Source organism: Taibaiella soli, assembly GCF_003236175.1.
Classification (GTDB): domain Bacteria; phylum Bacteroidota; class Bacteroidia; order Chitinophagales; family Chitinophagaceae; genus QKTW01.
Genome location: NZ_QKTW01000019.1, coordinates 95,668 through 121,295, shown reverse-complemented (window position 1 = coordinate 121,295; position 25,628 = coordinate 95,668). Strand labels below are relative to the sequence as shown.

General features: G+C 43.3%; 23 protein-coding genes. 18 read left to right on the top strand and 5 right to left on the bottom strand.

The features are described 5' to 3' along the window. Positions 1-62: 62 nt before the first annotated feature. Positions 63-1,790, bottom strand: a complete 1,728-nt coding sequence (locus DN068_RS14580) for a M3 family oligoendopeptidase (protein ID WP_110999668.1) — start codon at positions 1,788-1,790, stop codon at positions 63-65. 378 nt (positions 1,791-2,168) lie between these two features. Between DN068_RS14580 and radA the strand changes: the two genes are divergently transcribed. The 5 genes from radA (at position 2,169) to DN068_RS14555 (ending at position 7,470) form a co-directional block, all read left to right on the top strand. Then, positions 2,169-3,545 carry a DNA repair protein RadA gene (gene radA, locus DN068_RS14575; RefSeq protein ID WP_110999667.1) on the top strand — a complete coding sequence of 459 codons (1,377 nt, stop codon included), beginning with the start codon at positions 2,169-2,171 and terminating at the stop codon, positions 3,543-3,545. A gap of 21 nt (positions 3,546-3,566) precedes the next feature. After that, positions 3,567-4,262 (top strand): ComF family protein, encoded by a 696-nt coding sequence (locus DN068_RS14570; RefSeq protein ID WP_110999666.1) that lies wholly within the window; start codon positions 3,567-3,569, stop codon positions 4,260-4,262. Between the two features lie 118 nt (positions 4,263-4,380). Further along, the gene (locus tag DN068_RS14565) at positions 4,381-5,616 is read left to right on the top strand and encodes an OmpP1/FadL family transporter (protein WP_110999665.1); all 1,236 of its coding nucleotides are present in this window, start codon (positions 4,381-4,383) and stop codon (positions 5,614-5,616) included. An 18-nt stretch (positions 5,617-5,634) separates the two neighbouring features. After that, on the top strand, positions 5,635-6,921 hold the full coding sequence (locus DN068_RS14560) for an SGNH/GDSL hydrolase family protein (RefSeq protein WP_110999664.1): 1,287 nt from the start codon (positions 5,635-5,637) through the stop codon (positions 6,919-6,921). A gap of 63 nt (positions 6,922-6,984) precedes the next feature. Further along, positions 6,985-7,470 carry a hypothetical protein gene (locus DN068_RS14555; protein ID WP_123985358.1) on the top strand — a complete coding sequence of 162 codons (486 nt, stop codon included), beginning with the start codon at positions 6,985-6,987 and terminating at the stop codon, positions 7,468-7,470. Positions 7,471-7,571: 101 nt separating this feature from the next. Here the strand turns inward: DN068_RS14555 and DN068_RS14550 are convergent, their stop codons facing one another. Continuing rightward, complete coding sequence (locus DN068_RS14550; RefSeq protein ID WP_110999662.1) at positions 7,572-9,023, bottom strand: murein hydrolase activator EnvC family protein; 1,452 nt, start codon at positions 9,021-9,023, stop codon at positions 7,572-7,574. A gap of 167 nt (positions 9,024-9,190) precedes the next feature. Between DN068_RS14550 and DN068_RS14545 the strand changes: the two genes are divergently transcribed. The 3 genes from DN068_RS14545 to DN068_RS14535 all read left to right on the top strand — a co-directional run bounded on the left by DN068_RS14545 (position 9,191) and on the right by DN068_RS14535 (position 11,687). Next, complete coding sequence (locus tag DN068_RS14545; protein ID WP_110999661.1) at positions 9,191-10,066, top strand: YicC/YloC family endoribonuclease; 876 nt, start codon at positions 9,191-9,193, stop codon at positions 10,064-10,066. A gap of 60 nt (positions 10,067-10,126) precedes the next feature. Beyond that, positions 10,127-10,621: a gliding motility lipoprotein GldH gene (locus tag DN068_RS14540; protein WP_110999660.1), complete on the top strand. Its 495-nt coding sequence runs from the start codon at positions 10,127-10,129 to the stop codon at positions 10,619-10,621. 97 nt (positions 10,622-10,718) lie between these two features. Then, positions 10,719-11,687, top strand: coding sequence for a sensor histidine kinase (locus tag DN068_RS14535; protein WP_110999659.1), 969 nt, complete (start codon positions 10,719-10,721; stop codon positions 11,685-11,687). An 11-nt stretch (positions 11,688-11,698) separates the two neighbouring features. Here DN068_RS14535 and DN068_RS14530 read toward each other — a convergent pair whose 3' ends face one another. Further along, positions 11,699-12,316, bottom strand: coding sequence for a ribonuclease HII (locus DN068_RS14530; RefSeq protein ID WP_110999658.1), 618 nt, complete (start codon positions 12,314-12,316; stop codon positions 11,699-11,701). A 95-nt stretch (positions 12,317-12,411) separates the two neighbouring features. Continuing rightward, on the bottom strand, positions 12,412-13,908 hold the full coding sequence (locus DN068_RS14525; protein ID WP_110999657.1) for a GH3 auxin-responsive promoter family protein: 1,497 nt from the start codon (positions 13,906-13,908) through the stop codon (positions 12,412-12,414). Between the two features lie 165 nt (positions 13,909-14,073). Here DN068_RS14525 and rplU point away from each other — a divergent pair, with 165 nt between their 5' ends. From rplU to DN068_RS14495, 6 genes are all read left to right on the top strand, one after another. After that, a complete protein-coding gene (gene rplU, locus DN068_RS14520) occupies positions 14,074-14,370 on the top strand; it encodes a 50S ribosomal protein L21 (protein ID WP_110999656.1) in 297 nt (98 codons plus the stop codon). A 51-nt stretch (positions 14,371-14,421) separates the two neighbouring features. Further along, positions 14,422-14,691 (top strand): 50S ribosomal protein L27, encoded by a 270-nt coding sequence (gene rpmA / locus DN068_RS14515; protein WP_110999655.1) that lies wholly within the window; start codon positions 14,422-14,424, stop codon positions 14,689-14,691. A 58-nt stretch (positions 14,692-14,749) separates the two neighbouring features. After that, a complete protein-coding gene (locus tag DN068_RS14510) occupies positions 14,750-15,049 on the top strand; it encodes a hypothetical protein (protein ID WP_110999654.1) in 300 nt (99 codons plus the stop codon). A gap of 242 nt (positions 15,050-15,291) precedes the next feature. Further along, the gene (locus DN068_RS14505) at positions 15,292-15,570 is read left to right on the top strand and encodes a hypothetical protein (protein WP_123985357.1); all 279 of its coding nucleotides are present in this window, start codon (positions 15,292-15,294) and stop codon (positions 15,568-15,570) included. A 92-nt stretch (positions 15,571-15,662) separates the two neighbouring features. Then, complete coding sequence (locus DN068_RS14500; protein ID WP_110999652.1) at positions 15,663-16,571, top strand: PstS family phosphate ABC transporter substrate-binding protein; 909 nt, start codon at positions 15,663-15,665, stop codon at positions 16,569-16,571. Between the two features lie 67 nt (positions 16,572-16,638). Further along, the gene (locus DN068_RS14495) at positions 16,639-18,228 is read left to right on the top strand and encodes a tetratricopeptide repeat protein (protein WP_110999651.1); all 1,590 of its coding nucleotides are present in this window, start codon (positions 16,639-16,641) and stop codon (positions 18,226-18,228) included. Positions 18,229-18,440: 212 nt separating this feature from the next. Here the strand turns inward: DN068_RS14495 and DN068_RS14490 are convergent, their stop codons facing one another. Next, entirely contained in the window at positions 18,441-18,911 is a 471-nt protein-coding gene (locus DN068_RS14490; RefSeq protein WP_110999650.1) for a redoxin domain-containing protein, read from the bottom strand. A 215-nt stretch (positions 18,912-19,126) separates the two neighbouring features. Here DN068_RS14490 and DN068_RS14485 point away from each other — a divergent pair, with 215 nt between their 5' ends. The 4 genes from DN068_RS14485 (at position 19,127) to DN068_RS14470 (ending at position 25,628) form a co-directional block, all read left to right on the top strand. Further along, positions 19,127-19,399: a co-chaperone GroES gene (locus DN068_RS14485; RefSeq protein ID WP_110999649.1), complete on the top strand. Its 273-nt coding sequence runs from the start codon at positions 19,127-19,129 to the stop codon at positions 19,397-19,399. 106 nt (positions 19,400-19,505) lie between these two features. Next, entirely contained in the window at positions 19,506-21,140 is a 1,635-nt protein-coding gene (gene groL, locus DN068_RS14480; protein ID WP_110999648.1) for a chaperonin GroEL, read from the top strand. A 266-nt stretch (positions 21,141-21,406) separates the two neighbouring features. Further along, positions 21,407-21,880: a ribonuclease H-like YkuK family protein gene (locus DN068_RS14475; protein ID WP_110999772.1), complete on the top strand. Its 474-nt coding sequence runs from the start codon at positions 21,407-21,409 to the stop codon at positions 21,878-21,880. A gap of 193 nt (positions 21,881-22,073) precedes the next feature. Then, a complete protein-coding gene (locus DN068_RS14470) occupies positions 22,074-25,628 on the top strand; it encodes a DUF7948 domain-containing protein (RefSeq protein ID WP_110999647.1) in 3,555 nt (1,184 codons plus the stop codon).

Sequence of the window (25,628 nt, the reverse complement as noted above, 5' to 3'; positions counted from 1 at the left end):
GCAGCTCGAGTACGAACTCGCGTTAAGCCAATCTTAAATCTCAAATATTCAATCGCCAATATTTACACTCCCATTTCTTTCATGCGCTCTTGAACAAAAGTTCCCAGTTCTTTTACATAAGCCGGACTGAAATCAAATTTGATACCAGCCGCTGCATACAATTCTTTTAGCGTTTTGGTATAGCCGAGGCTCAATGCGTTTGAATAATTATCCAACGCCTGTTCTTTATTACCACGATATTGACGCCACATTGCAATAGCGCCCAGTTGTGCAATGCCATATTCAATATAGTAGAATGGTACTTCAAACAAATGCAGTTGTTTTTGCCAGATATGCGCGCGATAATCTTCAAAACCAGTCCAATCAACGGTGCCAGTAGAAAATTCATTTAAGATACGCATCCATGCTTCCTGACGCTGTTCTTTGGTATGCCCCGGATTTGTGTACAACCAGTGTTGGAATTTGTCGATTGTAGCAATCCATGGTAGCACATCAATCACACGTTCCAGCTCTTCCAGTTGTGCACGGTGCAGTTCATTTACATCCGGGAAGAAAGTATCCCAGTGTTCCATTGTAAATAATTCCATACTCATGCTGGCTAGTTCCGCAATTTCCATCGGATATTCCTTCATCGCGCTCAGTGGTAATTCATGCGAAAGGAAAGAGTGAACGGCGTGGCCGCCTTCGTGCATCATAGTGATGACATCGCCCATTGTTCCGGCAGCATTCATAAAGATGAACGGAACGCCGGTTTCTGCCAAAGGACAGTTATAACCGCCCGGTGCTTTACCGATGCGGCTTTCCAGATCCAGACGTCCCATTTCGCGCATAGTGTTCAGGCATTCTGCGAAGAATGGACGCAGTTTATTGAATACCTCAATTGCTTTTTCTGTCAGTTCTTTTCCACCAGTGAAAGGATGCAGCGGTTGTATGCCTTCTGGTTCCGCATCGGTATCCCATGGACGCATTACATCAATGCCCAGTTTTTTTCTGCGATATTCGATCAGTATTTTTTGCAATGGCAAAATGTGCTCACGTACAGCATCATGAAATGCAAAGCAATCTTCCGGTGTATAATCAAAACGGCCGAGCTCGCGGAATTTATAATCACGGTAGTTTTCAAAACCTGCGTTTACAGCTACCTGCTGGCGACGGACCAGTAGTTTGTCAAACAGTTCGTCCATTTGATCTTTGTCTTGCATGCGACGTGTTGAAACTTTTTCAAACACTTGCTGACGCAATGCGCGATCCGGGTTCTGGAGGAATTTTGCCGCTTGTTGTAAAGTGTATTCTTTGTCGTTTACATGCACGGTCATCTTACCGGCAATCACACCATACTGTTGTGCGAGTACATTTAACTCTGCCTGAATTGGCACATTGTTTTCACGATAAATGTCAATTGCATTTTTTACACTTCTCAGGTAAGGGAAATACATGTCATGATCGAGGTCTTTCGCAAATGGGCATGCAACCAGTTTTTTGTTGAGTTCAAAGCCGTAAGGCTTCATTTTTGGCTCAATTTCCATCACGAAATAGGTAAATGCTTCCTCGAGCTTAGGGTCCGTTGTGTCGCAGGTCATACGGATCTGGCGCCAGCAAACATCTTCGCTCACAACAGCTTCCAGCTCGCTCACGTCGAGCAACCATTGGTCTAAGGCTGCTTTAGAGTCTAACTGCCTGTTAATCAGGTTGTCGAAATAAGGCTGAAGTGTTTCCCAGGTGGTTACAGTATAATCTTCCGGAAGAAAATGTCGTTGTATTTTTTCTATCTGTACGGTTGTTTCATTCATAATGTGGTCTGTTTTATACTAAAACACTGCAAAATACGTACCCAAAAGGAAATGTCAGTTATGTATAATTTTTACTATCTATAAGTGTCACTTTCTTTGTGCTCCGGTTTTACCGTTTTGTTATTAATACTTGCCATTTTGGCATGAAAGGATAAAATTTAGCGCAATTTCATCTTGGTAATTATATGCAATAAAGTGAAATTGAGCCCTAACCCCTTGCTGCGACAAACTGACAATAGATCAATGCCTTAAATCCATTTTTTTCGTTCGGACGGGTTTACTACATTTGTATCAAGTTGTGAATTTAATGGGTTAGTAAGTGAGAGCCGCCGGATTCCTCCGATGGCTCTTTTGTTTTTAGGTATTTTAGCATTCACTATGGCAAAAACGAAAACGGCCTTTTTCTGTCAGCAATGTGGCTATGAAAGTCCGAAATGGGTGGGTAAATGTACCGCCTGCGGCATGTGGAACACGATGGTGGAAGAAGTGATCCAGAAAGAAGACAGTAATGGTAAATCGGCGACCATCTGGGACGAAGAACCCAAGGAAAAAAAGAAAGCACATCGCATTGCCGAAATCATCACACAAGAAGAAATAAGAATGATATTGCCTGATCCGGAATTGAACCGGGTATTAGGCGGAGGAATTGTGCCGGGTTCGGTAGTATTGGTTGCCGGCGAACCTGGTATTGGTAAGTCTACGCTTTTCCTTCAGGCAGCGATGCAATGGCAAAATGCCGGTGGCACACTTTATGTTTCTGGTGAAGAAAGCGCCCAACAAATAAAACTACGCGCCGACCGTCTTGGTATTAGCAATCCGAATTTATTTCTGCTGACTGCCACCGATACACAGACGATTTTCCAGGAAGCGAAAAAAGTAAGACCACAATTACTTATCATTGATTCTATCCAGACATTAGAATCACCTTATGTGTCTTCGGCAGCGGGCAGTGTATCGCAAGTACGCGAATGTGCGGCCGAGCTGCAACGTTTTGCAAAGACCTCCAATATCCCGGTCTGCATCATCGGTCATATTACTAAAGATGGTTCCATTGCTGGCCCAAAAGTTTTGGAGCATATGGTTGATACTGTGCTTCAGTTTGAAGGTGACCGTCATTATGCCTACCGTATTTTGCGCACGCTTAAAAACCGTTTTGGTTCTACTTCGGAACTGGGCATTTATGAAATGGTGACCCAGGGAATGCGTCCCGTGAGTAATCCTTCCGAAATTCTTTTGTCACAGCACGACGAACCGCTGAGTGGTGTTGCTATTGCTGCAACCATTGAAGGGCTTCGTCCGCTGATGATCGAAGTGCAGGCATTGGTTACACACGCTGTTTATGGCACTCCACAACGTACCGTAAGCGGCCTTGATCTGCGTCGCTTACAGTTGTTGCTTGCTGTACTGGAAAAGCGCGGCGGGTTTCATTTCGGCGTAAAAGATGTTTTCGTCAATATTGCAGGTGGCATCAAAGTAGAAGACCCTTCTATTGAGCTTGCCGTGGTTTGTGCATTGCTTTCTTCGTATGAAGACAAAACATTGCCATCAAATATTTCTTTGGTCGGAGAAATTGGTTTGTCGGGAGAAATCCGTGCCGTAAATCGAATTGATCAGCGAATTGCCGAAGCTGAAAAGCTCGGCATGGACGCTATCTTCATTCCAAAGGCAAATGCCAAGGGTTTGCCAAAGGCGAATTACAATATTGCAATCAAACCAGTCAACAAAATAGAGGAAGTTTACGGGATGTTGTTTTAAACTACATTCGTTGCTATCTCTATGAAAGAAAAAATAAAGCAGATGTACGAAGGCTTCGTGCATCTGTTCTTCCCCAATTTATGTGAAGGCTGTAGCCGCTCGCTGGTGGCTGATGAATCGGTTCTGTGTTTGCATTGCAAACAATTATTGCCACGCACCGCCTATCATCATATCCCCGAAAATGAGTCCGCAATGCGATTGGCTGGTCGTGTCCCTTATAGTTACGGTACTTCTTTTGCTTACTTTACGGAAAAAGGTTTGTTGCAACATTTATTACATGGGCTCAAGTATAAAGGCAAGAAAAAAACAGGTGTTTTTCTCGGAACGGAATTTGCAAGAGAGCTGCGTACTACTTCATGGATCAATGAAATTGACCTTATTATTCCTATTCCGCTACATGCGAAAAAAGAACGGGAGCGTGGTTTTAATCAAAGCTTCGTTGTGGCTGCTGCAATGGGCAAATTGTTACAAATACCAGTTGCCGAGAATGGATTGCTGCGTGTGCGGCATACAGAAAGTCAGACACAGAAAACGCGTTTGGAGCGACTTGAAAATGTGAGCGGGGCATTTAAACCGAATATTGCGATTGAAGGAAAGCATGTATTGCTGATTGATGACGTACTTACGAGCGGCGCAACGCTGGAAGCCGCATCTTTAGCAGTACTGGAAGCCGGTGCTGTTGGCACGAGTTTTGTGACCATCGCGATTGCAAGTTGATGGAGCCTTTTTTATATCGTGGATAAATCATGTCTGTTGTTTATTACATTTGTTCCCCTTAACTTTTAGTTAAGTTTCGTTTTTCCTCATTGTATTCTCAACAAAAAACAACTTCGTTATGAAGAAACATGCACTATTGGCGACGTCCATGCTGTTCCCGGCAGTGATGAGCCTTGGCGCGGGCTATCAGTTAAATCTGCAAGGGCTTCGACAATTGGCAATGGGCGGCGGCGGCGCAGCCTGGGTTTGGGACGCATCTACCATTTTTTACAATCCGGCCGGTCTGTCGCGGATGGACGGTATACAGGCCTACGGTAGTGCTTTGTTCATTATGCCGTCTACTAAGTACATTCAGCAACCAACCGGCGGCTATTCCTACACTTCAAAAGAACAGACGTTTGTTCCGTTCAATGTTTATGTAGGCGGTACTGTAGGTAAGCAAAAAAGATTGGGCGTTGGTCTCGGTGTGTACACGCCATTTGGTAGTGGATTGAAATGGGACGATGATTGGACTGGCCGTTATGTAAATCAGTCGATCAAATTGCAAAGTATTTTCTTCCAGCCAACAGTAAGTTATCGCGTTTCCGATATCGTGAGCGTGGGTGCAGGTTTTGTGTATGCAACAGGTAATGTGGATCTGCGACAGGCGCTTCCGGTGCAGGATCAAACCGGCGCGGACGGCGAAGCTGAGCTGAAAGGAAATGCAAATGGCTTAGGGTATAATCTTGGTGTTCATATTCAGGCGAATTCAAATCTTCAGTTTGGTCTTACTTACCGTTCCGAAGTAAAGATGAAAGTAAACAGTGGTAACGCAACATTTAATGTGCCGACATCATTGTCTTCTGAATTTCCAAACACAGGCTTTTCCACTTCCTTGCCATTGCCTCAGGTATTGTCTGTTGGTGTGGGTTACAGAATCTGTGAACGTCTTGTGCTAACGGCAAACTTTGATCTCGTAGGGTGGAAATCTTACGATACACTGCGTTTTGACTATGATCAGCAAACGGCGCAACTGCAGAACACACGCACGCCAAGATTGTACAAAAACACACTGGCAATGCGTGCGGGTGCCAACTACAAAATCTGTAAATCATTCAATCTGATGGCGGGTATTGCTTATGATCCTTCTCCGGTGCGTGACGGTTATGTTTCTCCTGAGTTGCCGGATGCCAATCGTCTGGTGCTAACCGGTGGTCTTTCTTACAAGCCAGCAAAAAAATTGACCATCCTCGCGGCTGTAGAATATGTGACATCTGAAAAAAGAAATTCCACATTCATTCCTGCCGGCCTTAGCGGACAATATCAGACAAAAGCGATTACTCCGGGTATAGGCGTTTCGTATGATTTTAAGTAAACACAAAAAGCAATTACAATGAAGAAAACATACATACTCGGGTTGCTTGCATTGTCTGTAGCATCTTGCAAACCCAAAATAGAACCAGTTACGCCGCAAAAAGGTGACGCTGATTTTTCTACTTACCTCGCGGTGGGTAACTCGCTTACTTCAGGCTATTCTGATGGGTCATTATATCGCAGCGGGCAGGTCAATTCTTACCCTGCTATGCTGGCGGGTCAGTTTAAGCTCGTTGGCGGCGGTGATTTTAAAGAGCCTTTATTGCCAGGTGAAAGCGGTTGGCCTGAACCTAAAAAAGTACTGGCTATCGTAAATGGCTCGCTTGCGCCTGTTGATGCAACGCAAAACGATACCGCGGGTAGCTCCACTAATATTGCCGCGCAAGGGCCATTTAATAATACAGGTGTGCCAGGTATCCGTTGTATTGATTATCTGTATCCGGGCTACGGTACATTAAATCCATATGCAGCACGATTCTATTCCAGTCCTACGGAAAGGCCATTAGATGAAGCGTTGAAAATAAATGCAACGTTCTTTACCATGTGGCTGGGGAGCAATGATGTGCTCGGTTATGCAACTGCGGGCGGCGAAGGTATCGTGGGTGGCATTGGCCTTACCGACATTTCAAGCACTACATCTTTTGAAGCAAGCTATAACGCGACAGTGGAAGCATTGATCGCACACGGGGCGAAAGGTGCACTGATGAATATTCCGGATGTAACCACCATTCCATATTTTACTACTATTCCGATCAATGGCTTAGTGCTGACAAGACAAGGGCAGGTAGATTCGCTGAATGCAGCTTATGCACCGCTTGGTATTACGTTTACTTTAGGTCAGAATAATTTCATCATCCAGGATGTAAATTCTCCGGTAGGTTTCCGCCAGGCGAAAGACGGTGAATTGCTGATATTGACTACGCCACAGGATTCATTGCGCGCAGGATGGGGTAGTCTTAAGCCAATTCCAAAACAATACGTGCTGGATGCAACCGAAATTTCGAATGTGCAGACTGCAACAATTGCATTCAATCAGATTATACAGAACGCTGCTGCGACTTATAAGCTCGCCTATGTGGATATCAATGCTTATCTGAAAACATTTACCAACGGCGTTGTGTTCAATGGTGTAACGTTTACCACTACTTATGTAAGCGGTGGCACGTTTTCACTCGACGGCGTGCACCTGACACAGCGTGGTTATGCGCTGGCTGCCAATGAAATGATTCGCACGATCAATGCTTATTATCATTCGTCTATTCCGTCTGTGGACGTGAATAAGTATAATGGTATGTTGTTCCCTTAGTAGAAAAAATAACGTTATCTGAATTGTATCGAAAATCCTGCATCATTTTGGTGCGGGATTTTTTTGAAGAAACTATTTTTTGTATTACTAACCCTGTGTTTTGCATCTTGCTTTTTGCATCCGGATTTAGATTCTACCACTACCCATGTTTATTTCAAAAATGAAACTGCTCATGAAATCGCGATATTGTATTATTATCCAAAAGATGGCACACGAGAGGTTGATACGTTGCGCGTAGCGCCGGGCAGCACTTTGGAGAAAGTCAATTGGGATTCGCGAGAAGCTAATTTTGCGGTCGCATCTACGAGCGACTACGGACGTTATGTTTGTGATTCGGCACAAGTAGTTTTCGATGGGAATTATCGCGTTAGCCGCTATTTAAATTCCCCGGCAGATAGTGCCAATAAGCATTATAGCAATTCTTCCCTGAGAAATATTTTCAATGAAAAATCATATGATATCTCCGGCAAGGATGTAACAAAACGTCGCCGCGAAGTCACTTATATTTATACGTTCATCGATCCCGGCTACGTTTATGCAAGCCAGTAACTAAACAAAAAACCTGCATTTTTCGACACAGGTTTTTTGTTGAATTTTTATGAAGTTTTAGGGGTCATTCACGATTCACGGTTGACCATTCGCCATAATAATTAGTGCGCGATCCATCCTTCCGGATTCACTCTGGTTGACTGACCTTTCGCATTCACCTTCCAGATCTGAAAATCAAGTTCTGTAGCGCCGTCGTCATTCTGACCTATGGTACCGATCACTTGTTTGGCGTGTACTTTTTGATCTTTAGCTACGTTTACAGAAGAAAGCCCCATGTAAACCGAATAATAATCACCATGGTTTATCATGACGAGCTGTTTGCCGGCAACATAAACCACGCCAGTCACTACGCCATCATATACAGCTCTTGCCGTACTGCCCGCAGGCACTGTGATTTTGATACCCTGATTATCGATATATACTTTTTCTGCCAGCGGGCTTTGCTGCTTACCGAAATGTGCAGAAATAAAGCCTTTTTCTACAGGCCATGGTAAACGGCCCTGATTAGCCTGAAATCCGTTAGACAATGCTGTTGCTTCCGGCGTCAGCATCATTTTATAGGATACGTCTTCTGTAGGTTTGTGACGTGGCGGCGGCACGTTGCTGGCGACTGCAGTACCTGCATTATTATTGTTAGGCGTAGTTGCAGTATGAGAATTTCCTGTTGATGTATTCCCGCTTTCACCACGCATACCGGAGCCTGTATTTAGTTTCACCCCGTTGTTGCCTTTGTTGGCAGCAGCAGCGGCGGCTTGTCTTTGCTGTTCTTGTCTGCGTTCTTCTTCCGCTTTTTTACGAGCCTCTTCTTCTGCTTTTTTTCGTGCCAGCTCAATCTCACGTTGGATAACACGGCTGATGGCGTGCTCTACCTCACGTTTCGATTTTTCGTTTTTCTGAATTTCCGATGCCAGCTCCTTTTCACGGCCTTTCAATTCTTTGGCAACAGCATTGGTTTGATTGGTTTCTTGCTGCAAAGTTTGTTTTTGCTGTTCTTCAGCAGACAACAACATACTTTTCTGCGTTTTCTGCGTATTCAGTACAGTGATTTTTTGTTTGATCTGGCCTTGCGTATAGCGGATTTCATCGGCTTGTTCCTTGCGGTAATCACGATATCTTTTCAGATACTTCATGCGGCGCACGGCTTCATTAAAGTCGGCAGAAGAAAACAAGAATGCCAGCATATTGTAAGAATTCCGGTTGCGGTAGGCATAGCGCAGTGATTGCGCATAACGGGCTTTCAACATTTCCAGACGACCTTGCAGACTCGTTACTTCGTTAGAAGACGTATGGATCGTGTTGTCAATCTGGCCGATTTCTTCATTAATATTGCCGATCAGTCGCTGACGGGCATCCAGTTTGGCCTGTAATGCGCGTAGCTGTGTAAGCGTAGCTTTCTTATCTTGCTTGGTGATCTCCAGTTGTGCCTGAGTCTCTTTAATAGATTCGATGATCGCCTGGCGACGCTTTTCCAGATCCGCTTTCGACGCATTTGGCTGCTGCGCGAAAACAGAAAATGATATGATGAGTAAACAGATTGTTGCAGCAAATCGCATGCGTAAAATATTTTTACGATGAACGACAAAAATAACCGAATTATATTCCCCGTCCCGATATTTCTAATACTTTTAAGACGATTTTACATAGTTTTTTGCATAAATCCTGTCAGAAGTTTTTTTATTGTAAAACCTTTATAGACTTTTGTTTCAAAGAAGAAAAGAGTATGCTGTATTCGATGACAGGCTTTGGCCGCGCAGAAGCTGACGTTAACGGACGCCAGGTAGTCGTAGAGATCAAATCTCTCAACGGCAAACAATTTGATGTAATGACCAAGCTTCCGCCCATTTTACGTTCTTATGAACTGGACATCCGTAGTCTGCTCAATACAGCTTTGATGCGGGGAACTATGGATCTCACGGTTTCTGTAAAGCAGGAAGGTGCTTCCCGTCCGATGACTGTCAATACATCGCTTGCGCGCTTCTACTATCAAAGCATGAAGCAGATTGCCGATGAGCTGAATCTTACCGCAGAGGATAATATTTTGTCTACATTGATGCGTATGCCCGAAATTGTTTCTGCTGACCAGGATGTATTGCCGGAAGCAGAATGGTTTGAAGTGAAAAAAGTAATCGAAGCGGCTGCGGAGCAATTGATGCAACATCGCAAAAACGAGGGCGCAGTTCTGAAAAAAGATCTGGCACAACGAATTGCTAATATTGAAGCACTGCTTGAAAAAATTCTTCCGCTCGAGGCTCAGCGTACAGAACGCGTTCGTGCGCGCATTATGGGTTCACTGAAAGATATCTCTGTTGAGAAGGTCGACAATAACCGTCTGGAACAGGAATTGATTTATTATATCGAGCGCAGCGATTTCTCTGAAGAAAAAACTCGTTTGAAACTGCACTGCACGTATTTCAGTGAAATTCTTTCTAAGCCGGAAATCTCAAAAGGTAAAGTGCTCAACTTTGTATTGCAGGAAGTAGGCCGCGAAATCAACACGCTGGGCGCAAAGGCCAACGATGCCGATATTCAGCAGATCGTGGTACAGATGAAGGACGAACTGGAAAAAGCAAAAGAACAAGTATTGAATATTTTGTAGTTTGTTCGTTTAGGCAAACTAAATTATAGCGGGGCTGCTCCGAAAATCATAAAAACTTAAATGAAATTCTACGCTTTAATATTTATCTCTTTTTTAATGCTGGCAGGATGTATGCCATCGCCCTATTATCAAAAGTCATACACCATTCCGCAAAATGCCTGGCAGTTCAGTTATCAGCCAACATTTAAGATTGATGTGACAGACACGACGTCACTGTATGATATGTATTTTATCATTCGTCATACCGATGCTTACCAGTTTTCAAATATCTGGATGAACATTTATATGAAGCAGCCGGGTGATACTTCATTTTCTAAAATGCCAATTGAGGTGACACTGGCCGCTAGTACCGGCCAATGGATGGGCCGTGGCATGGGTGAAATCTGGGAACAGCGTATTCCGCTTACGGAACCGGGCGATCGTTCTATTTTGCGAAAAAAGGGAACCTACGAAATAAAATTGCAGCAAAATATGCGCGTCAATCCATTGTCTGAAGTATTGCAGGTAGGCCTGCGCGTGGAAAGAGGCGCGGATCGCAATGTTGCACGAAATTAAAACATAATAAAGGCTTGTCACCCTGATCGGAGTCGAAGGGGACAAGCCTTTAGGCTTTGAGCATTAAGCTCCTTTTGACCTTTGACTTTTAATTAGCATGCGTTTTTTTAATACTGTATACCTTTTGTTGCTGGCCTATATCATTGCGGCGCTTGTGTTTTGGGGATTCAGCCTGGAGCACCAGAGCCAGATTATATATCAGCAGGAGCGTTTCGCATTAAAAGAACACATAGATAGTGTGAGCAATCCTGAGGTATTCGCAGCCAATCTGGCAGTACTCAACAAAAAAAGAGAAAGCAGGAGAGCGCAGTATTTCGGTGAAGGCTTCACCTTTTTGGTGGTAATCTTTATCGGCGCTGCTGTAGTGTATACTTCCTTTCGTCGCAGTATCCGTCTTTCGCGGCAGCAAAATAATTTCATGCTTTCCGTGACTCATGAGTTAAAATCTCCAATTGCGGCCATGAAACTGAATTTACAGACGTTGGAGAAATATGCGCTTGACGAAGATAAAAAAGCCAAGCTACTGGAACGGTGTATTACCGAATCTAACCGGCTGAACGATCTCTGCAATAATATGCTCATTGCTTCGCAGATGGAAGGGCACCAGTACGTAGCCGCGCGTGAAAAATTTGATTTCTCTGAACTTTTGCTGCAATCGGTAAAAGAATATAATATCCGCTATCAGGGCAGATTCGAATCCGAAATGGATGAAAACTTGCAAGTAAATGGTGATCGTTTGCTGCTGCAAATGGCCATCAATAATTTGCTGGAAAACGCCATCAAATACACGCCTTCTAAAACGCTGATTACCGTTTATCTGAAAAAGAATGGCAATCAGCTTGCGTTTCAAGTGGCAGATGAAGGGCAGGGAATTCCCGATAACGAGAAGAAAAAAATCTTCAATAAATTCTACCGCATCGGTAATGAAAGCACGCGAAAAAGTAAAGGAACTGGTCTGGGCTTATATCTTACCCGAAAAATTGTAAAACAGCATAAGGGAAGTATTGGTGTAAAAGATAACGATCCGGTGGGGACAATTTTCGAGATCAATTTGTTGCTGGCTTAATGCCTGTATGGCTAATCTTCCGCAATTTCTTCTGCTGCAGCGTTCTCAAAATTGAGATCCACTTTAAAAGTTTTACGGTGAAATGGTGAAAAGCCGATCTCCACGATCTTACGACGGTGCGCTAATGTGCCGTAGCCTTTATTGGCATCCCAGCCATAATCTGGAAACTGTGTGTGCAGTTGCTGCATGTACTCGTCACGGTGGGTTTTGGCCAGAATACTTGCTGCTGCAATAGAGGCAAATCTGCCATCGCCTTTTACGAAACATTGATGCGGAATGCCGAAATAAGGAGAAAAACGGTTACCATCGATCAATAGTAATTCGGGGCGAACCATCAATTCATCGATTGCCAGGTGCATGGCTTTGAATGAAGCTTTCAGAATATTAATTCGGTCTATTTCTTCATGATCTACCTGCTGTACCGACCACGCGATTGCTTTTTTCTCAATAATCGGGCGCAATAATTCACGGTCCGATTCTTTCAGCTGTTTACTGTCGTTGAGCAAAGGATGACGAAAGTTTTTGGGAAGAATTACCGCTGCTGCAAATACAGGACCGGCCAAACAGCCGCGTCCGGCCTCATCACAGCCTGCTTCCACAATCGTCTTTTGAAAATATGCCTTTAACAAAACAATCTATTTCTGGCGACAAAGGTAAAATTTGAAAGAAGAAACCGAAATAAAAAACGGGAAGCTCTTTCGAAACTTCCCGCTTAAAAAATCATTTATTTTCTCCAGGGTTGCAGTGCATCCGCCAGTTTTCGGTCATTGCTGAGGCGCGGCACTTTATTTTGCCCGCCCAGTTTTCCGATCGATTTCATGTATTCAATAAACGCGTCCGGCTGCATTTCGCGAATCTTCAGCGGTTGTAGAATACTGCCCGTAATCAGGTCGTCGTAATAAATATTTTTGCTGCGCAGATGATTGTCGATCGCTTTGGCAAAGGCTTCCAGATTGTCAGGAGCTTTCTCAAAAGAAATAAACCATTCGTGGTATGGCAATTCACCTGAGGTCTGAATTTGTGGCGCTACCGTGAATTCTATAATGTGCGCATGTTGTTCTTTTGCAGCTGCCAGTAAGGCTTGTTCTACTTCCTCGCCAATGACGTGTTCGCCGAAGGCAGAGATAAAATGTTTAATACGACCTGTTACCAGAATACGGTAAGGATTCAGACTTACGAAACGTACGGTGTCGCCGATATTGTAGCCCCAAAGGCCGGCATTGCTGTTTACAATCAGTGCATAATTTTCACCGAGTTTCACATCTGCCAGTGAAAGACGTGTTGGATTTTCGTTGAAAACTTCTCCTGCAGGAATAAATTCGTAGAAGATGCCGGAATTAGTATTCAGCAGCAAACCCTCGTTCTCCAGTGTATCCTGAAAGGCGAAAAAGCCTTCCGAAGCAGGGAAAGTTTCAATGGCATCTACTTTCCCACCCAAGCTGTCAAATAATTTGGCCTTATAAGGTTCAAAGTTTACGCCGCCATGCACAATTACCTGCAGGTTGGGGAATAATTGTTTGATTTTTTTACCACCGCTTCTTTCGCTCAGCCAGTCAAAATACATCTGCATCCATGGTGGAATACCGCTGATGAGACTCATATTCTGGTTCATCGTTTCATTGACGATACGGTCCAGCTTGGTTTCCCAGTCTTCGATACAATTGGTTTCGTAAGAAGGAAGCTGATTCGTGCGCAGGTAGCCTGGTACAAAATGGTTTACAATGCCGCTGAGTCGTCCGGTTGGAATGCCGCCCACACGCTCCAGTTCAGGGGATCCTGATAAAAAAATCATTTTGCCGTCGGCGAAAGAAGTGTTGCCACTTTCCACCATATAGCAGAGCAGCGCGTTTTTGGCTGTATTGATATGATTGGGAATCGACTCTTTTGTAATCGGAATGTATTTGGCACCACTGGTAGTGCCGGAAGTTTTGGCAAAATAGATTGGTTTGCCCTTCCAGAGTATGTTTTGGCCTCCAGCTTTTATTTGTTCAATATATGGTTTGAAGGTTTCGTAATCGCGAACCGGCACAGCATTTTTATAGGCATCATAGGTTTTGACTTCCTGTAAATGATGGTCTTTCCCGAAGGTAGTGCCGCTGCCTATTTTCAGCAGATTTTGTAAAATCGATTGCTGATCGGCAACTGCAGTGGCCATTCCCTTGCGTATTTTGCCATGAATGATGGCGGCATACGGCTTGGCCAGAAAAGATTTTATCTTCATCTCTCTCTTAAAACGTGGACGGCAAATGTACAATTCTGAACCAGAAACTTGTGAGGAAGAAATGTTATAACTGGTATTTTACAGGGCGAATTGACTAAAGTAGAAAAATTAATTTGTCTAAAACCGAAAGAGTATTAACTTTGCGCGAAATATTTTAGGAGCGTCATGTTTGCGATTGTATCTATAGCTGGTCAGCAATTTAAAGTTCAAAAGGACCAGGAACTGTTTGTTCACCGCCTGTCAGGAAACGTAGGCGATAAGGTTGAGTTTTCTGATGTACTGATGACCAGTGCAGAAGGTAACGTCACTCTCGGTGGTACTGCCAAAGTACAGGCTGAAATCATTGATCACCTCAAAGGCGATAAAGTTATCGTGTTTAAGAAAAAGCGCCGTAAAGGTTATCAGAAGAGCAATGGTCACCGTCAGTATCTGACAAAGATCAAGATCAGTGAAATTGCTTAATCATTGATTTATTAATTTTATTTTTGTAAATTCGTAAAGAGATAATAAAAAATGGCACATAAAAAAGGTGAAGGTAGTGTAAAGAACGGCCGGGACTCGCGTAGTAAGCGTCTTGGAGTGAAAATCTATGGTGGTCAGCCTGCCGTTGCTGGTAACATCATCGTACGTCAGCGTGGTACTGTTTACCATCCTGGTACAAATGTAGGTGTAGGTAAAGATTTTACCATTTTTGCGCTGGCTGACGGTATCGTCGAGTTCCGCAAAACACGTACAAAAACATTGATTTCTGTAAAAACAGTAACAGCTACAGCCGAAGCCTAACCCGCTCGGCTGTTTTGCCATAAAGATTTTTTTTTTAACCCTTAAATTCACAAAGGTTATGGCAACAGCAAAAAAAGCCGCAGCAAAAAAAGCGGCGCCAGCAAAAAAAGCAGCAGCTCCTAAGAAAGCTGTAGCAAAAAAAGCAGCTCCGGCTAAAAAAGCAGTAGCTAAAAAAGCCGCACCTGCTAAGAAAGCAGCTGCCAAGAAAGCTGCTCCTGCTAAAAAAGCAGTAGCTAAGAAAGCTGCTCCTGCTAAAAAAGCAGCAGCTAAAAAGGCTGCAGCACCAAAGAAAGCAGTAGCTAAAAAAGCTGCTCCTGCTAAAAACGCTGCGCCTAAAAAGGCAGCCGCTAAGAAATAAGTTTTTAATTTTTAGCGTATTTAAAAAAGAGACTGTATTAACCCGCAGTCTCTTTTTTTATTTTACCAAAGAATTGACTTTTAAGATTATGCATTTCCCGGCCGTTTGTGTCTTATAAAACAAAAACGGATTCTTCAGAAAACGAACAGTATTTGCTTAATATGTACTGTTTTTAATTTCATCCTTTCTGGCAGATTTCTGTATTAATGCCTAATTTTAAATCGCAAAAATTTATGCAACAGATGAGCTACGAAGAGCGTCAGCAAAATAGTAATGGTACTTACAGCCGTTTCCAGTCAACGCTCAATATTGGCATGGGTTTGGTCTACCTGCTTGTTGGTATTACCATCGTGTATATGAAAGTTTATGGTCAGGTGCCATTAGGGCCCGGCCTGGCTTATACATTGGGCGGACTTATGATTGTTTATGGTGTATTTCGGCTGTGGAGAGGTTTTATGGATATCAGAAGATCGCGGCTGGATAAAGTCCGCAAACAATTTGATGACATCAACAAAAGATAATTTGACATAACTTTTTGATCTGCTGTTAAATTATTGTTAGAACAGAATGTGAGGTCATGCTTTTCTTTTAAATAATAACTAAAATTGCGCCCATGCAATGGTTTAAGACCATATCACTGGCTCTGGCCGCCGGTTTATTTTTTTCGTCCTGCCAGGATGATACTAAAAAGCCGACTGACACAACTACAAGCGGTAATATTGATATTTCGGTAGATGAAACATATCAGCCAATTATTGCCGAGCAACTCCGGGTATTCGACAGTAGTTTTCCGGATGCGCATATCACTGCACATTACAAGCCCGAATCAGAATGTTTCAAAGACCTGCTTGATCGTAAATCAAGACTCATTCTCGTAACGCGCGAGCTGAACGGCGGTGAAAAACAGATCTGCGAGCAGAATAAACTTGTACCAACTTCAATGGCGCTGGCAAAAGATGCTGTGGCAGTCATCATAAATCCTTCTTCTCCCGACAGTCTGTTAAGTGTAGAACAGATAAAAGGCATTCTGACTGGTCAGTATAAGAAGAAGTATACAGTGGTATTTGATAATCAGGGTTCCAGCACGGTACGTTATATGACAGATTCCCTGCTGAAGTCGGATAAGCTCGGTGCCAACGTTTTTGCGGCAAAAAGCAACAGTCAGGTTGTGGACTATGTGGCAAAAAATCCCGATGCGATCGGCTTCATTGGTTTGAGTTATGTAAGTGGTGCAGACGATTCGGCTACCGAATCCTTTATGAAAAAGATAAAAGTTGCATCTATACAAAACGATAGTACACAGCGGTTTTATCAGCCATATCAGGCCTGGATCGCAATGAAATTATACCCATTAACCCGCAATCTTTATTTTATCACTAGTGAGACTTATCCGGGTTTAGGCACGGGATTTGCTAACTTTTTAAGTAAAGAGCGTGGACAACTTATCTTTGCGCATTCTCACTTATTTCCGCTTCGTATGAATATTGTCATAAGGGAAGCTACGGTGAACAGTGGGCAATAACCGACATAAAAATTAGTTCTATAGAATAAAATGTACATGTAAAGGGTAGCGATAAACCTGCCCTGCAATGAAAAACATAATGAAAATGATGAAACAATCGATTGCTATTGTAGCTGCTGTTGCATTTGGTTTCAGCGCACAGGCACAATCTCTTGAAGACGGCATTAAAATGATTAAGTACGAGCGTTATGAATCAGCCAAAAAGATTCTCGCTCCATTGGCCGGAAGCAATGCTACTGCAAACTATTATTTAGGTATCGCCGAGCTGGGACTCGATAACCCTGCTGCCGCTAAAGCCGATTTCGCGAAATTTCCGGAAGATCTGGCAAACAAAGCCGGTATGGCACGTGTAGCATTTACAGAAAAGAATGTTGCAGAGGGGTCCCGTATTGCTAAAGAAGTGGCAGATGCTACGAAGAAGAAAGAATGGGAGCCGCTGAAATATGCTGCTGATGCGATCACTTATACAGAAGGCGGCGACAAGCAACAGGCGATTACCTGGTACAAAGCTGCTCTGGCAAAAAATGACAACGCAGACTTACATATCGCTTTAGGCGATGCTTACCAACAAGTACAAGGTGGCGGTGGTGAAGCCATGAACAACTGGGAAAGCGTAACCAGTAAAGATCCTAAAAACTCATTGGCTTTCTCTCGTATCGGTGCACTCTGGTATGCTGCGAAAAACTACAAACTGGCGCTGGAAAGCTATGGTAAAGCAAAAGATGCTGATCCGTCTAACCCACTGCCTTACCGTGATCTCGCGAATGCTTACTTCTGGGTAGGTAAATACGATCTCGCAAAACAAAACATTGAGCAATACCTGCAACTGTCTGATAAATCTATCGAAGATCAGATGCAATACGCTAATATTTTGTACTTGTCAAAAGATTACCCTGCTGCAATCAGCAAACTGCAGGAGCTGATCAATGGCGGTGCAAACAAAGCGTATCTGTATCGTATTCTTGGTTACAGTCAATATGAAACTAAAGATTATCCAAATGCGCTGCAGAACATGAGAACTTTCTTTGCGAAGCAGGAACCGTCTAAAATTATTTACTCGGACTATCTGTACTACGCAAAAATCATGAACCAGAGCAATATGCCTGACTCCGCTAACTATTATTATAATAAAGCCGATCAGGCAGATACTGCAAGCAACAAGTCTGATGTGGAACGTCAGATCGCGGAAAGCTTTAAAGATGCTAAAGACTACGCAAAATCTGCAGAATGGTATGGTAAACTCGTAACAACTTATCCGGAAACACAACCGTTGGATTATTTCTGGTGGGGGGCGATGGCATACTACTCTAAAAATTACGATGTAGCAGCCAAAGCATTTGAACAAATGGAAACTAAATATCCTGATCAGCCGTCAGCCACTTACTGGCGTGGCCGCGTTGCTGCTGCGGTAGACAACGAAGGTAAAACAGGTGTTGCTGCTCCATTCTACACAAAATGGCTGGAAAAAGTAGGTCCTACTTACGATAAAAAGGCGGATCTGATGCAAGCTTATCAATACCTGACTTTGTATTACTACAATAAAGGTGATAAAGCGACTGCTCAGTCTTATTTGGATAAAGTTGCTGCTATTGAGCCGACAAACAGCTTCGTTCAGCAGATGAAAGGTATCATGAGCAAACCAGCTCCGAAGAAATAGAGAATTGTTTAGTTATAAACAGAAAAAGCTGCCCCAGGGCAGCTTTTTCGTTTTTAGGTTGAAATCAGATGTGAAACGTCAAGGTCGATTTGTGGTTATCAAAAGGAAAACGGTCAGACAACGTAGAGTCGCCCGACCGTTTATGAGTGTCTTCTTGCGTCGACTTGAGATTGTTACGATAGGCCCACTGACGTTTGACGTTTCACCGGCGATTAGTTCAGTGTAGCCAGTGTTTCTTTGATTGCGTCGAAATTCGGCAGATCGGATGCCTTATCTAATACCTCTGAGTACTGAACGTTACCAGCTTTGTCGATAACGAATGCTGCACGTTTAGAAACACCTTTCATGCCGAAAGCGAAATCTTCATACAGAGAGTTGTAAGCAACAGATGCTTCTTTGTTGAAATCGCTCAGGAGCGGGAAGTTCAGGTTTTGTTCTTTTTTGAACTTGTCCAGAGAAAACAGCGAATCAACAGAAATGCCGAGTACTTTCGCGTTCAGGCCTTCGTAAATATTGTAGCTATCACGGATAGAGCACAGTTCTGTGGTGCAAGTGCCGGTAAATGCCAGCGGGAAGAACAACAGTACTACGTTGTTGCCTTGGAGGTCAGAAAGTTTTACCTCATTTTTTTCACTGTCGAAAAGTTTGAAATCCGGAGCTGGTTGTCCTATTGGTAATGCCATAATGAAATTTTTGACAAAAATAGCTGACAGATGATTGCTGACAAAATGAACAGGTGGATTTCAGCCGAGTATGAAATTTTGTCCAATTTTTTTCCATAAAATAATAAATGGCGCCCCGTTTTGCTGCAAAATTGACTGACATTTGCTTTGGCATAAAAGATGATGAGTCTTTTATTATACTTAGTATTTAATCATCTTAAAAATAAAGAACAACTATGGCAAACATTACACCACTTCACGACCGTGTAATCGTAAAACCTGCAGCTGCTGAAGAAAAAACTGCCGGCGGTATCATCATCCCTGATACAGCAAAAGAAAAACCACAACGTGGCACCGTAGTAGCGGCTGGTCCTGGTAAAAAAGATGAACCAATGACCGTAAAATCGGGCGATACTGTTCTGTATGGTAAATATGCAGGTACAGAGATCAGCATTGAAGGTGAAGATCTGCTGATCATGCGTGAAAGCGATATCCTCGCGATCGTTTAATCAATTCGCAAGTGAGGCAATTCGGCCTCTTATTTAAAATCAAGTTTCATTTACAAATCGACAAATTGTCGAATAGGCAAATTGTCGGATTCTCAAATTAATTACAATGGCAAAACAACTTTTCTTTAATACAGACGCCCGCAACAAAATGAAAAAAGGCGTTGACGTGCTTGCTGATGCAGTGAAAGTAACACTCGGTCCTAAAGGTCGTAACGTAGTGATCGAAAAAAAATTCGGTGCTCCCGGAATCACTAAAGATGGTGTTTCTGTAGCTAAAGAAATTGAACTGGAAGATGCAATCGAGAACATCGGTGCACAAATGGTGAAAGAAGTAGCTTCTAAAACTGCTGACGTAGCAGGTGACGGTACTACAACTGCAACTGTACTGGCTCAGGCTATCATCGGCGAAGGTTTGAAAAACGTTGCTGCTGGTGCTAATCCAATGGATCTGAAACGTGGTATCGACAAAGCAGTTGCTTCTGTAGTTGAAAACCTGAAAAAACAAAGCCAGACTGTAGGTAACGACAATCAGAAAATTGAGCAGGTTGCTACCATCTCTGCAAACAACGACGGTACTATCGGTAAACTGATCGCTGAAGCAATGGCTAAAGTAGGTAACGAAGGTGTTATCACTGTAGAAGAAGCAAAAGGTACTGACACTACTGTAGAAGTAGTAGAAGGTATGCAGTTTGACCGTGGCTACCTGAGCCCGTACTTTGTGACTAACACAGAGAAAATGCAGGTAGAACTGTCAAATCCTTTCATCTTGATTTATGAGAAGAAAGTAAGCACACTGAAAGATATTCTTCCTATTCTGGAAAGCGTAGTTCAAAGTGGTCGTCCGCTGTTGATCATCGCTGAAGATGTAGACGGTGAAGCACTGGCTACACTGGTAGTAAACAAACTGCGTGGTTCTCTGAAAATCGCTGCTGTAAAAGCTCCAGGTTTCGGTGACCGTCGTAAAGAAATGCTGCAGGATATCGCTGTATTGACTGGCGGTACTGTAATCAGTGAAGAACAGGGTTACAAACTGGAAAATGCTTCTATGGCTTACCTCGGTCAGGCAGAAAGCATTACTATCGATAAAGACAACACTACGATCGTAAACGGTAAAGGTGAAAAAGAAAATATCGTAGCTCGCGTAAATCAGATCAAAGCTCAGATGGAAGTAACTACTTCTGACTATGATCGTGAAAAACTTCAGGAGCGTCTGGCGAAACTGAGCGGCGGTGTTGCTGTTCTGTACGTAGGTGCTTCTACTGAAGTAGAAATGAAAGAGAAAAAAGACCGCGTTGACGATGCGCTGCACGCTACACGCGCTGCTGTAGAAGAAGGTATCGTTCCTGGTGGTGGTACAGCATTCATCCGTGCTATCGATGCACTGGCTGAACTGAAAGGTGATAACAACGATGAAAACACAGGTATCGCTATCATCCGCCGTGCACTCGAAGCTCCGCTCCGCACGATTGTTGAAAACGCAGGTATCGAAGGTTCTATCATCGTTCAGAAAGTGAAAGAAGGTAGTGCAGATTTCGGCTTTAACGCTCGTACTGAAGTTTACGAAAACATGCTGGCTGCAGGTGTTATCGATCCAACTAAAGTAAGCCGCGTAGCATTGGAAAACGCTGCTTCAATCGCAAGTATGCTGTTGACTACTGAATGTGTGATTGCTGACAAACCAGAACCAAAATCTGCTGCACCTGCAATGCCAGGCGGTGGTGGAATGGGTATGGACTACTAGTAGCTGTACATTTCCTGACTGTTCAACGGTCAGTTTACATAGAAAAACCGGAACGCAACAGTGTTCCGGTTTTTTTTTAGCCTAAAGCTCAACGCCTAACGCCTAAAATTGTGAAAACATGCGCAAGCTTTAGGTTTTTAGCATTGGGCTTTCAGCTAGAATATAAAATGTTGATAAACTGTTTATTTCTATAATATTTGTTGTTTTCCTTAATGATTTCGTAACAATATTGTATTTAACTTTAATAAAAGCAAAAACTTATGCCCATGCAATGGCGGACATTTAGTGGACAAAGCATCCACTTGCCGATCAAGACGGCGGTAAAAGAAGCAATTATTAAAGAACGAAATGCAGGTTTTCATCTGAAGGTGTGTATCGGGACTGATTCTCAGGTACGTGGTGAAGAGACGGAATTTGCGACGGTGATCGTATTTCTGCGGGAGAAACATGGAGGGTTCATGTTTATTCACAACGAAAAAACGAAACAGCCGTATTCCATCAAAGAGAGAATGCTTGTAGAGGTGGCAAAAAGCATTGAAATCGCTTACGAACTGTGTGATTTATTTAATGAGTTTGATGTAGATATGGAGGTCCATGCCGATATCAATACTAATCCACAGTTTAAGAGCAATGAAGCCCTGCGTGAAGCGATGGGCTACATTCTCGGAATGGGTTTTGCGTTCAAGGCCAAACCGGAGGCATTTGCCAGCAGCTGCTGTGCAGACAAGGTGGTAAACTAAACCTGTTGCCCTTTTTCCTTCATTTTTTAAGGCAATTGCATTGCCTTCGGGATTTTTACCCCTTTTCGATAAGATATATTCTTTTTGTAGAATGTATTAACCTGACTTTCCGGGCTGGAAATCTGTCTTCTATATTAAGACAGAAAAATATTAAATTTACTACTCTGGCCACTTCAGACATTTATTTTTTCCGATGAAGAAAATCTACTTTTTATTTTCCTTACTGTTTTGCATTCCATCCCTATTGCAGGCAGTACCTGCTGTAAACACGCCGTTGGAGTTTATCGAAAACCGTGGGCAATGGGATGGTCCGTTTCGTTATAAATCGGTTACCGGTAAAGGTGACGTTTATCTTGCTGAAAATAATTTTACTTATCTCATCGGCGATCCCTCTAATAAAGATCGTGCAGATGCCGTGAAGCATGGGCAGGTGAAAGGTCCTGAAATGCTGAAATTTCATGCATACCGCATGTATTTTGATGGTGCTGCCAAACCTGCGATCAAACCGGGTAAAGAGCAAAGCTGGTACTACAATTATTTTCTGGGTAATGACAGCACGCGCTGGAAAACAGGTATTCATCCTGCATTGATGCTGGACTATACGGGTCTTTATCCGGGCGTAGATATGCACGTTTCTTCGGAAAATAATAACCTTAAATACGATTTCATTATTCAGCCGGGGACTAATACAAACATCATTCGTCTGCGTTATGAAGGCGCCGATAAACTGACAATCAAAAATGGCAATCTGGTAATTGGTACTTCTGTTGGTGAGGTACAGGAAATGAAGCCATATACTTATCAATACACAGATGGTGGCCGTAAAGAAATCGCTTGTCGTTATGTATTGAAAAACGATGTGATTACTTATGATGTTACCGGAGATTATGATCATACCAAACCATTAATCATCGATCCCACTGTTGTGTTTTGTACGTTTACGGGCTCTACAGCTGATAACTGGGGTTTTACAGCTACGTACGACAATGCAGGTAATTTCTATGCAGGAGGGCTAGTGAACGGTACCGGCTATCCGGTTTCGACAGGGGCTTTTCAGATCAGCTATGGTGGTGGTGATTATATCACAGGCAGCGAATACGCATGTGATATGGGTATCATGAAATTTAACCCGACAGGCACAACAAAAATATGGGCTACTTACCTTGGTGGCAATAGTAACGAGCAGCCGCAGAGTATGATGGTGGATGCCAGTAATAATCTGGTGATCGCTGGTCGTACTTATTCGCATAACTTCCCTGTTACGGCTACTGCGTATGATACCAGCATGAATGGCAACGCAGATATAGTAATTATAAAACTCAATACTACTGCAACCGCATTGATCGGTTCTACTTATGTGGGCGGTTCTGGTAATGACTGTATGAATTTTGACCCGAGCGAATATGTGTATGGTAATCTGAAGCATAACTATGGCGATGATGCACGTAGCGAAGTGATCCTCGATAAGCAAGGCAATGTGTATGTGACAACGTCTACGAATTCTACCGATTTTCCGACAGTGAACGCGACGCAAACAACTTTGCAGGGTGGGCAAGACGGAGTGGTTATAAAAATGAATCCAACGCTTACGTCCATGATTTGGGGTACTTACCTCGGTGGTACTTCTGATGATGCAGGTTATGTGCTGGCGCTCGATTCGGCACAGACGCATTTGTTTGTAGGTGGCGGAACAATGAGTGCAACAGGTTTTCCATTTACAACCGGAACTTATCATAGCAGCTATATCGGTGGTACCGATGGTTACATCGCTCGTTTCCTGAATAGCGGTAGTTATACGCTGGAAAAATGTACTGCTATCGGTACTGCGAATTATGACCAGGTATATGGTCTGCAAATGGATATGGAAGACAATCTATATGCCATGGGACAATCGCTCGGTGGTGTTTTTCCGGTGGTGAATGCCGGTTATTCCAATCCAAACTCTTCGCAGTTTGTGATCAAAATGGATAAGAATCTTTCTACCAATATATTCTCAACTGTTTACGGCTCTGGCGATCCGAGCCATACCAATATTTCTCCGGTAGCTTTCCTGGTTGATACCTGTCAGAATATCTATATCTCAGGCTGGGGCGGTAATCTGGCGATTACGCAGATGCCGGCCACGATAGGTACTACAACTGGTATGCCGATAACTTCGAATGCTGCTCAAAGCACAACTGATGGGTACGATTTCTATTTTATTGTACTCAGCAAAAACGTGCAGTCATTATTATACGGTACTTATTATGGAAGATATAGTTTGAACGCAGGTTATGGCGAACACGTAGATGGTGGTACCAGCCGATTTGATAAAAGCGGTGTAGTGTATCAGGCGATCTGTGCTAATTGTGGCGGCAGTGCCGGTCCGGCGTTTCCGACAACACCAGGTGTTTATGCCCCGACTGATGGTAGTTTCAATTGTAACGAAGCCGCACTGAAAATTGCATTTCAGCTCGGCGCGGTAGACGCAAAAGCAGGTGCTAATCCGAATGCAAAAGGTTGTCCGCCGTTTACGGTACATTTTGTAGATAGTTCATTGAACGCTACCTCTTACGCATGGCATTTTGGAGACAACACACCAGTTGATACAACGTTCTCTCCATCGCATACATACTATGCTGCCGGCGTTTACCATGCTTATCTTTCTATTTACAATCCGAATGCCTGTAAAACACGTGATACCGCTTATCTGACAATTGTTGTAGACACTAACTCTGTGAAAAGTGATTTTACAGCAGTAGTGACAGATAGCTGTAATCCGTTCAATATTGCGCTGACGAATAATTCTACTTATGGAACCACACCAGGTGCCGCTTCATTCACGAAGTTCATCTGGTATTTCGGTGACGGCACTTCGTTCAATGGTCTTAATCCAGCGACGCATTCGTATTCGTCTGCGGGTACTTACACCGTGCAGCTGGTGATGATTGATACTACTGCGTGTAACAGCCCGGATACAATGAGCAGAACTATTGTGATTAATAATCCATTGGTGAAAGCTGGTATTGATGTGCCAGATTCTGTTTGTTTGAAATCGGGATTAATATTTACCAGCACGTCCACCAACGCGAGCAGTTTGTTGTGGGAACTCGGTGACGACAGCACTTCTGCACTGACTTCGTTTTCACACACGTATGCTACATCCGGAACTTATACCGTAACGCTTATTGCCAGCAATCCGGCTACATGTAACAAAGTGGATTCTGTAACGAAAACGGTGACGATAAAAACCTTGCCGACCGCCGACTTTAGTTTTGCGCCGGTGATACCGATACCGAACACACCTGTGCAGTTTACCAATCTTTCTAAAGATGCGGATATATATGCCTGGAACTTTGGCGATGGTAAAGTAAGCGGTGAGGTAAATCCAAGCCATTTCTACCGCAAGACAGGCGAGTATCAGGTTTGCCTGGTAGCGCGCAATAACGACGGCTGTGCCGATAGTGTCTGTAAATATGTAGACGCTGAAATTTATACAGCAGCTGATATTCCTACTGGTTTTAGTCCAAACGGTGACGGTAACAATGATGTTTTGTACGTTCGCGGCGGCGCCATTGAAACGATGGATCTGAAAATATTTAATCGCTGGGGACAGCTGATTTTCGAAAGTACAGATCTGGAAAGAGGCTGGGATGGTACCTATCAGGGTAAACCACAACCAATAGATGCCTACGCCTTCGTGCTGAACGTTACATTCGTGGATGGCACTTCAATGCAGAAAAAAGGAAATGTTACATTATTGCGATAA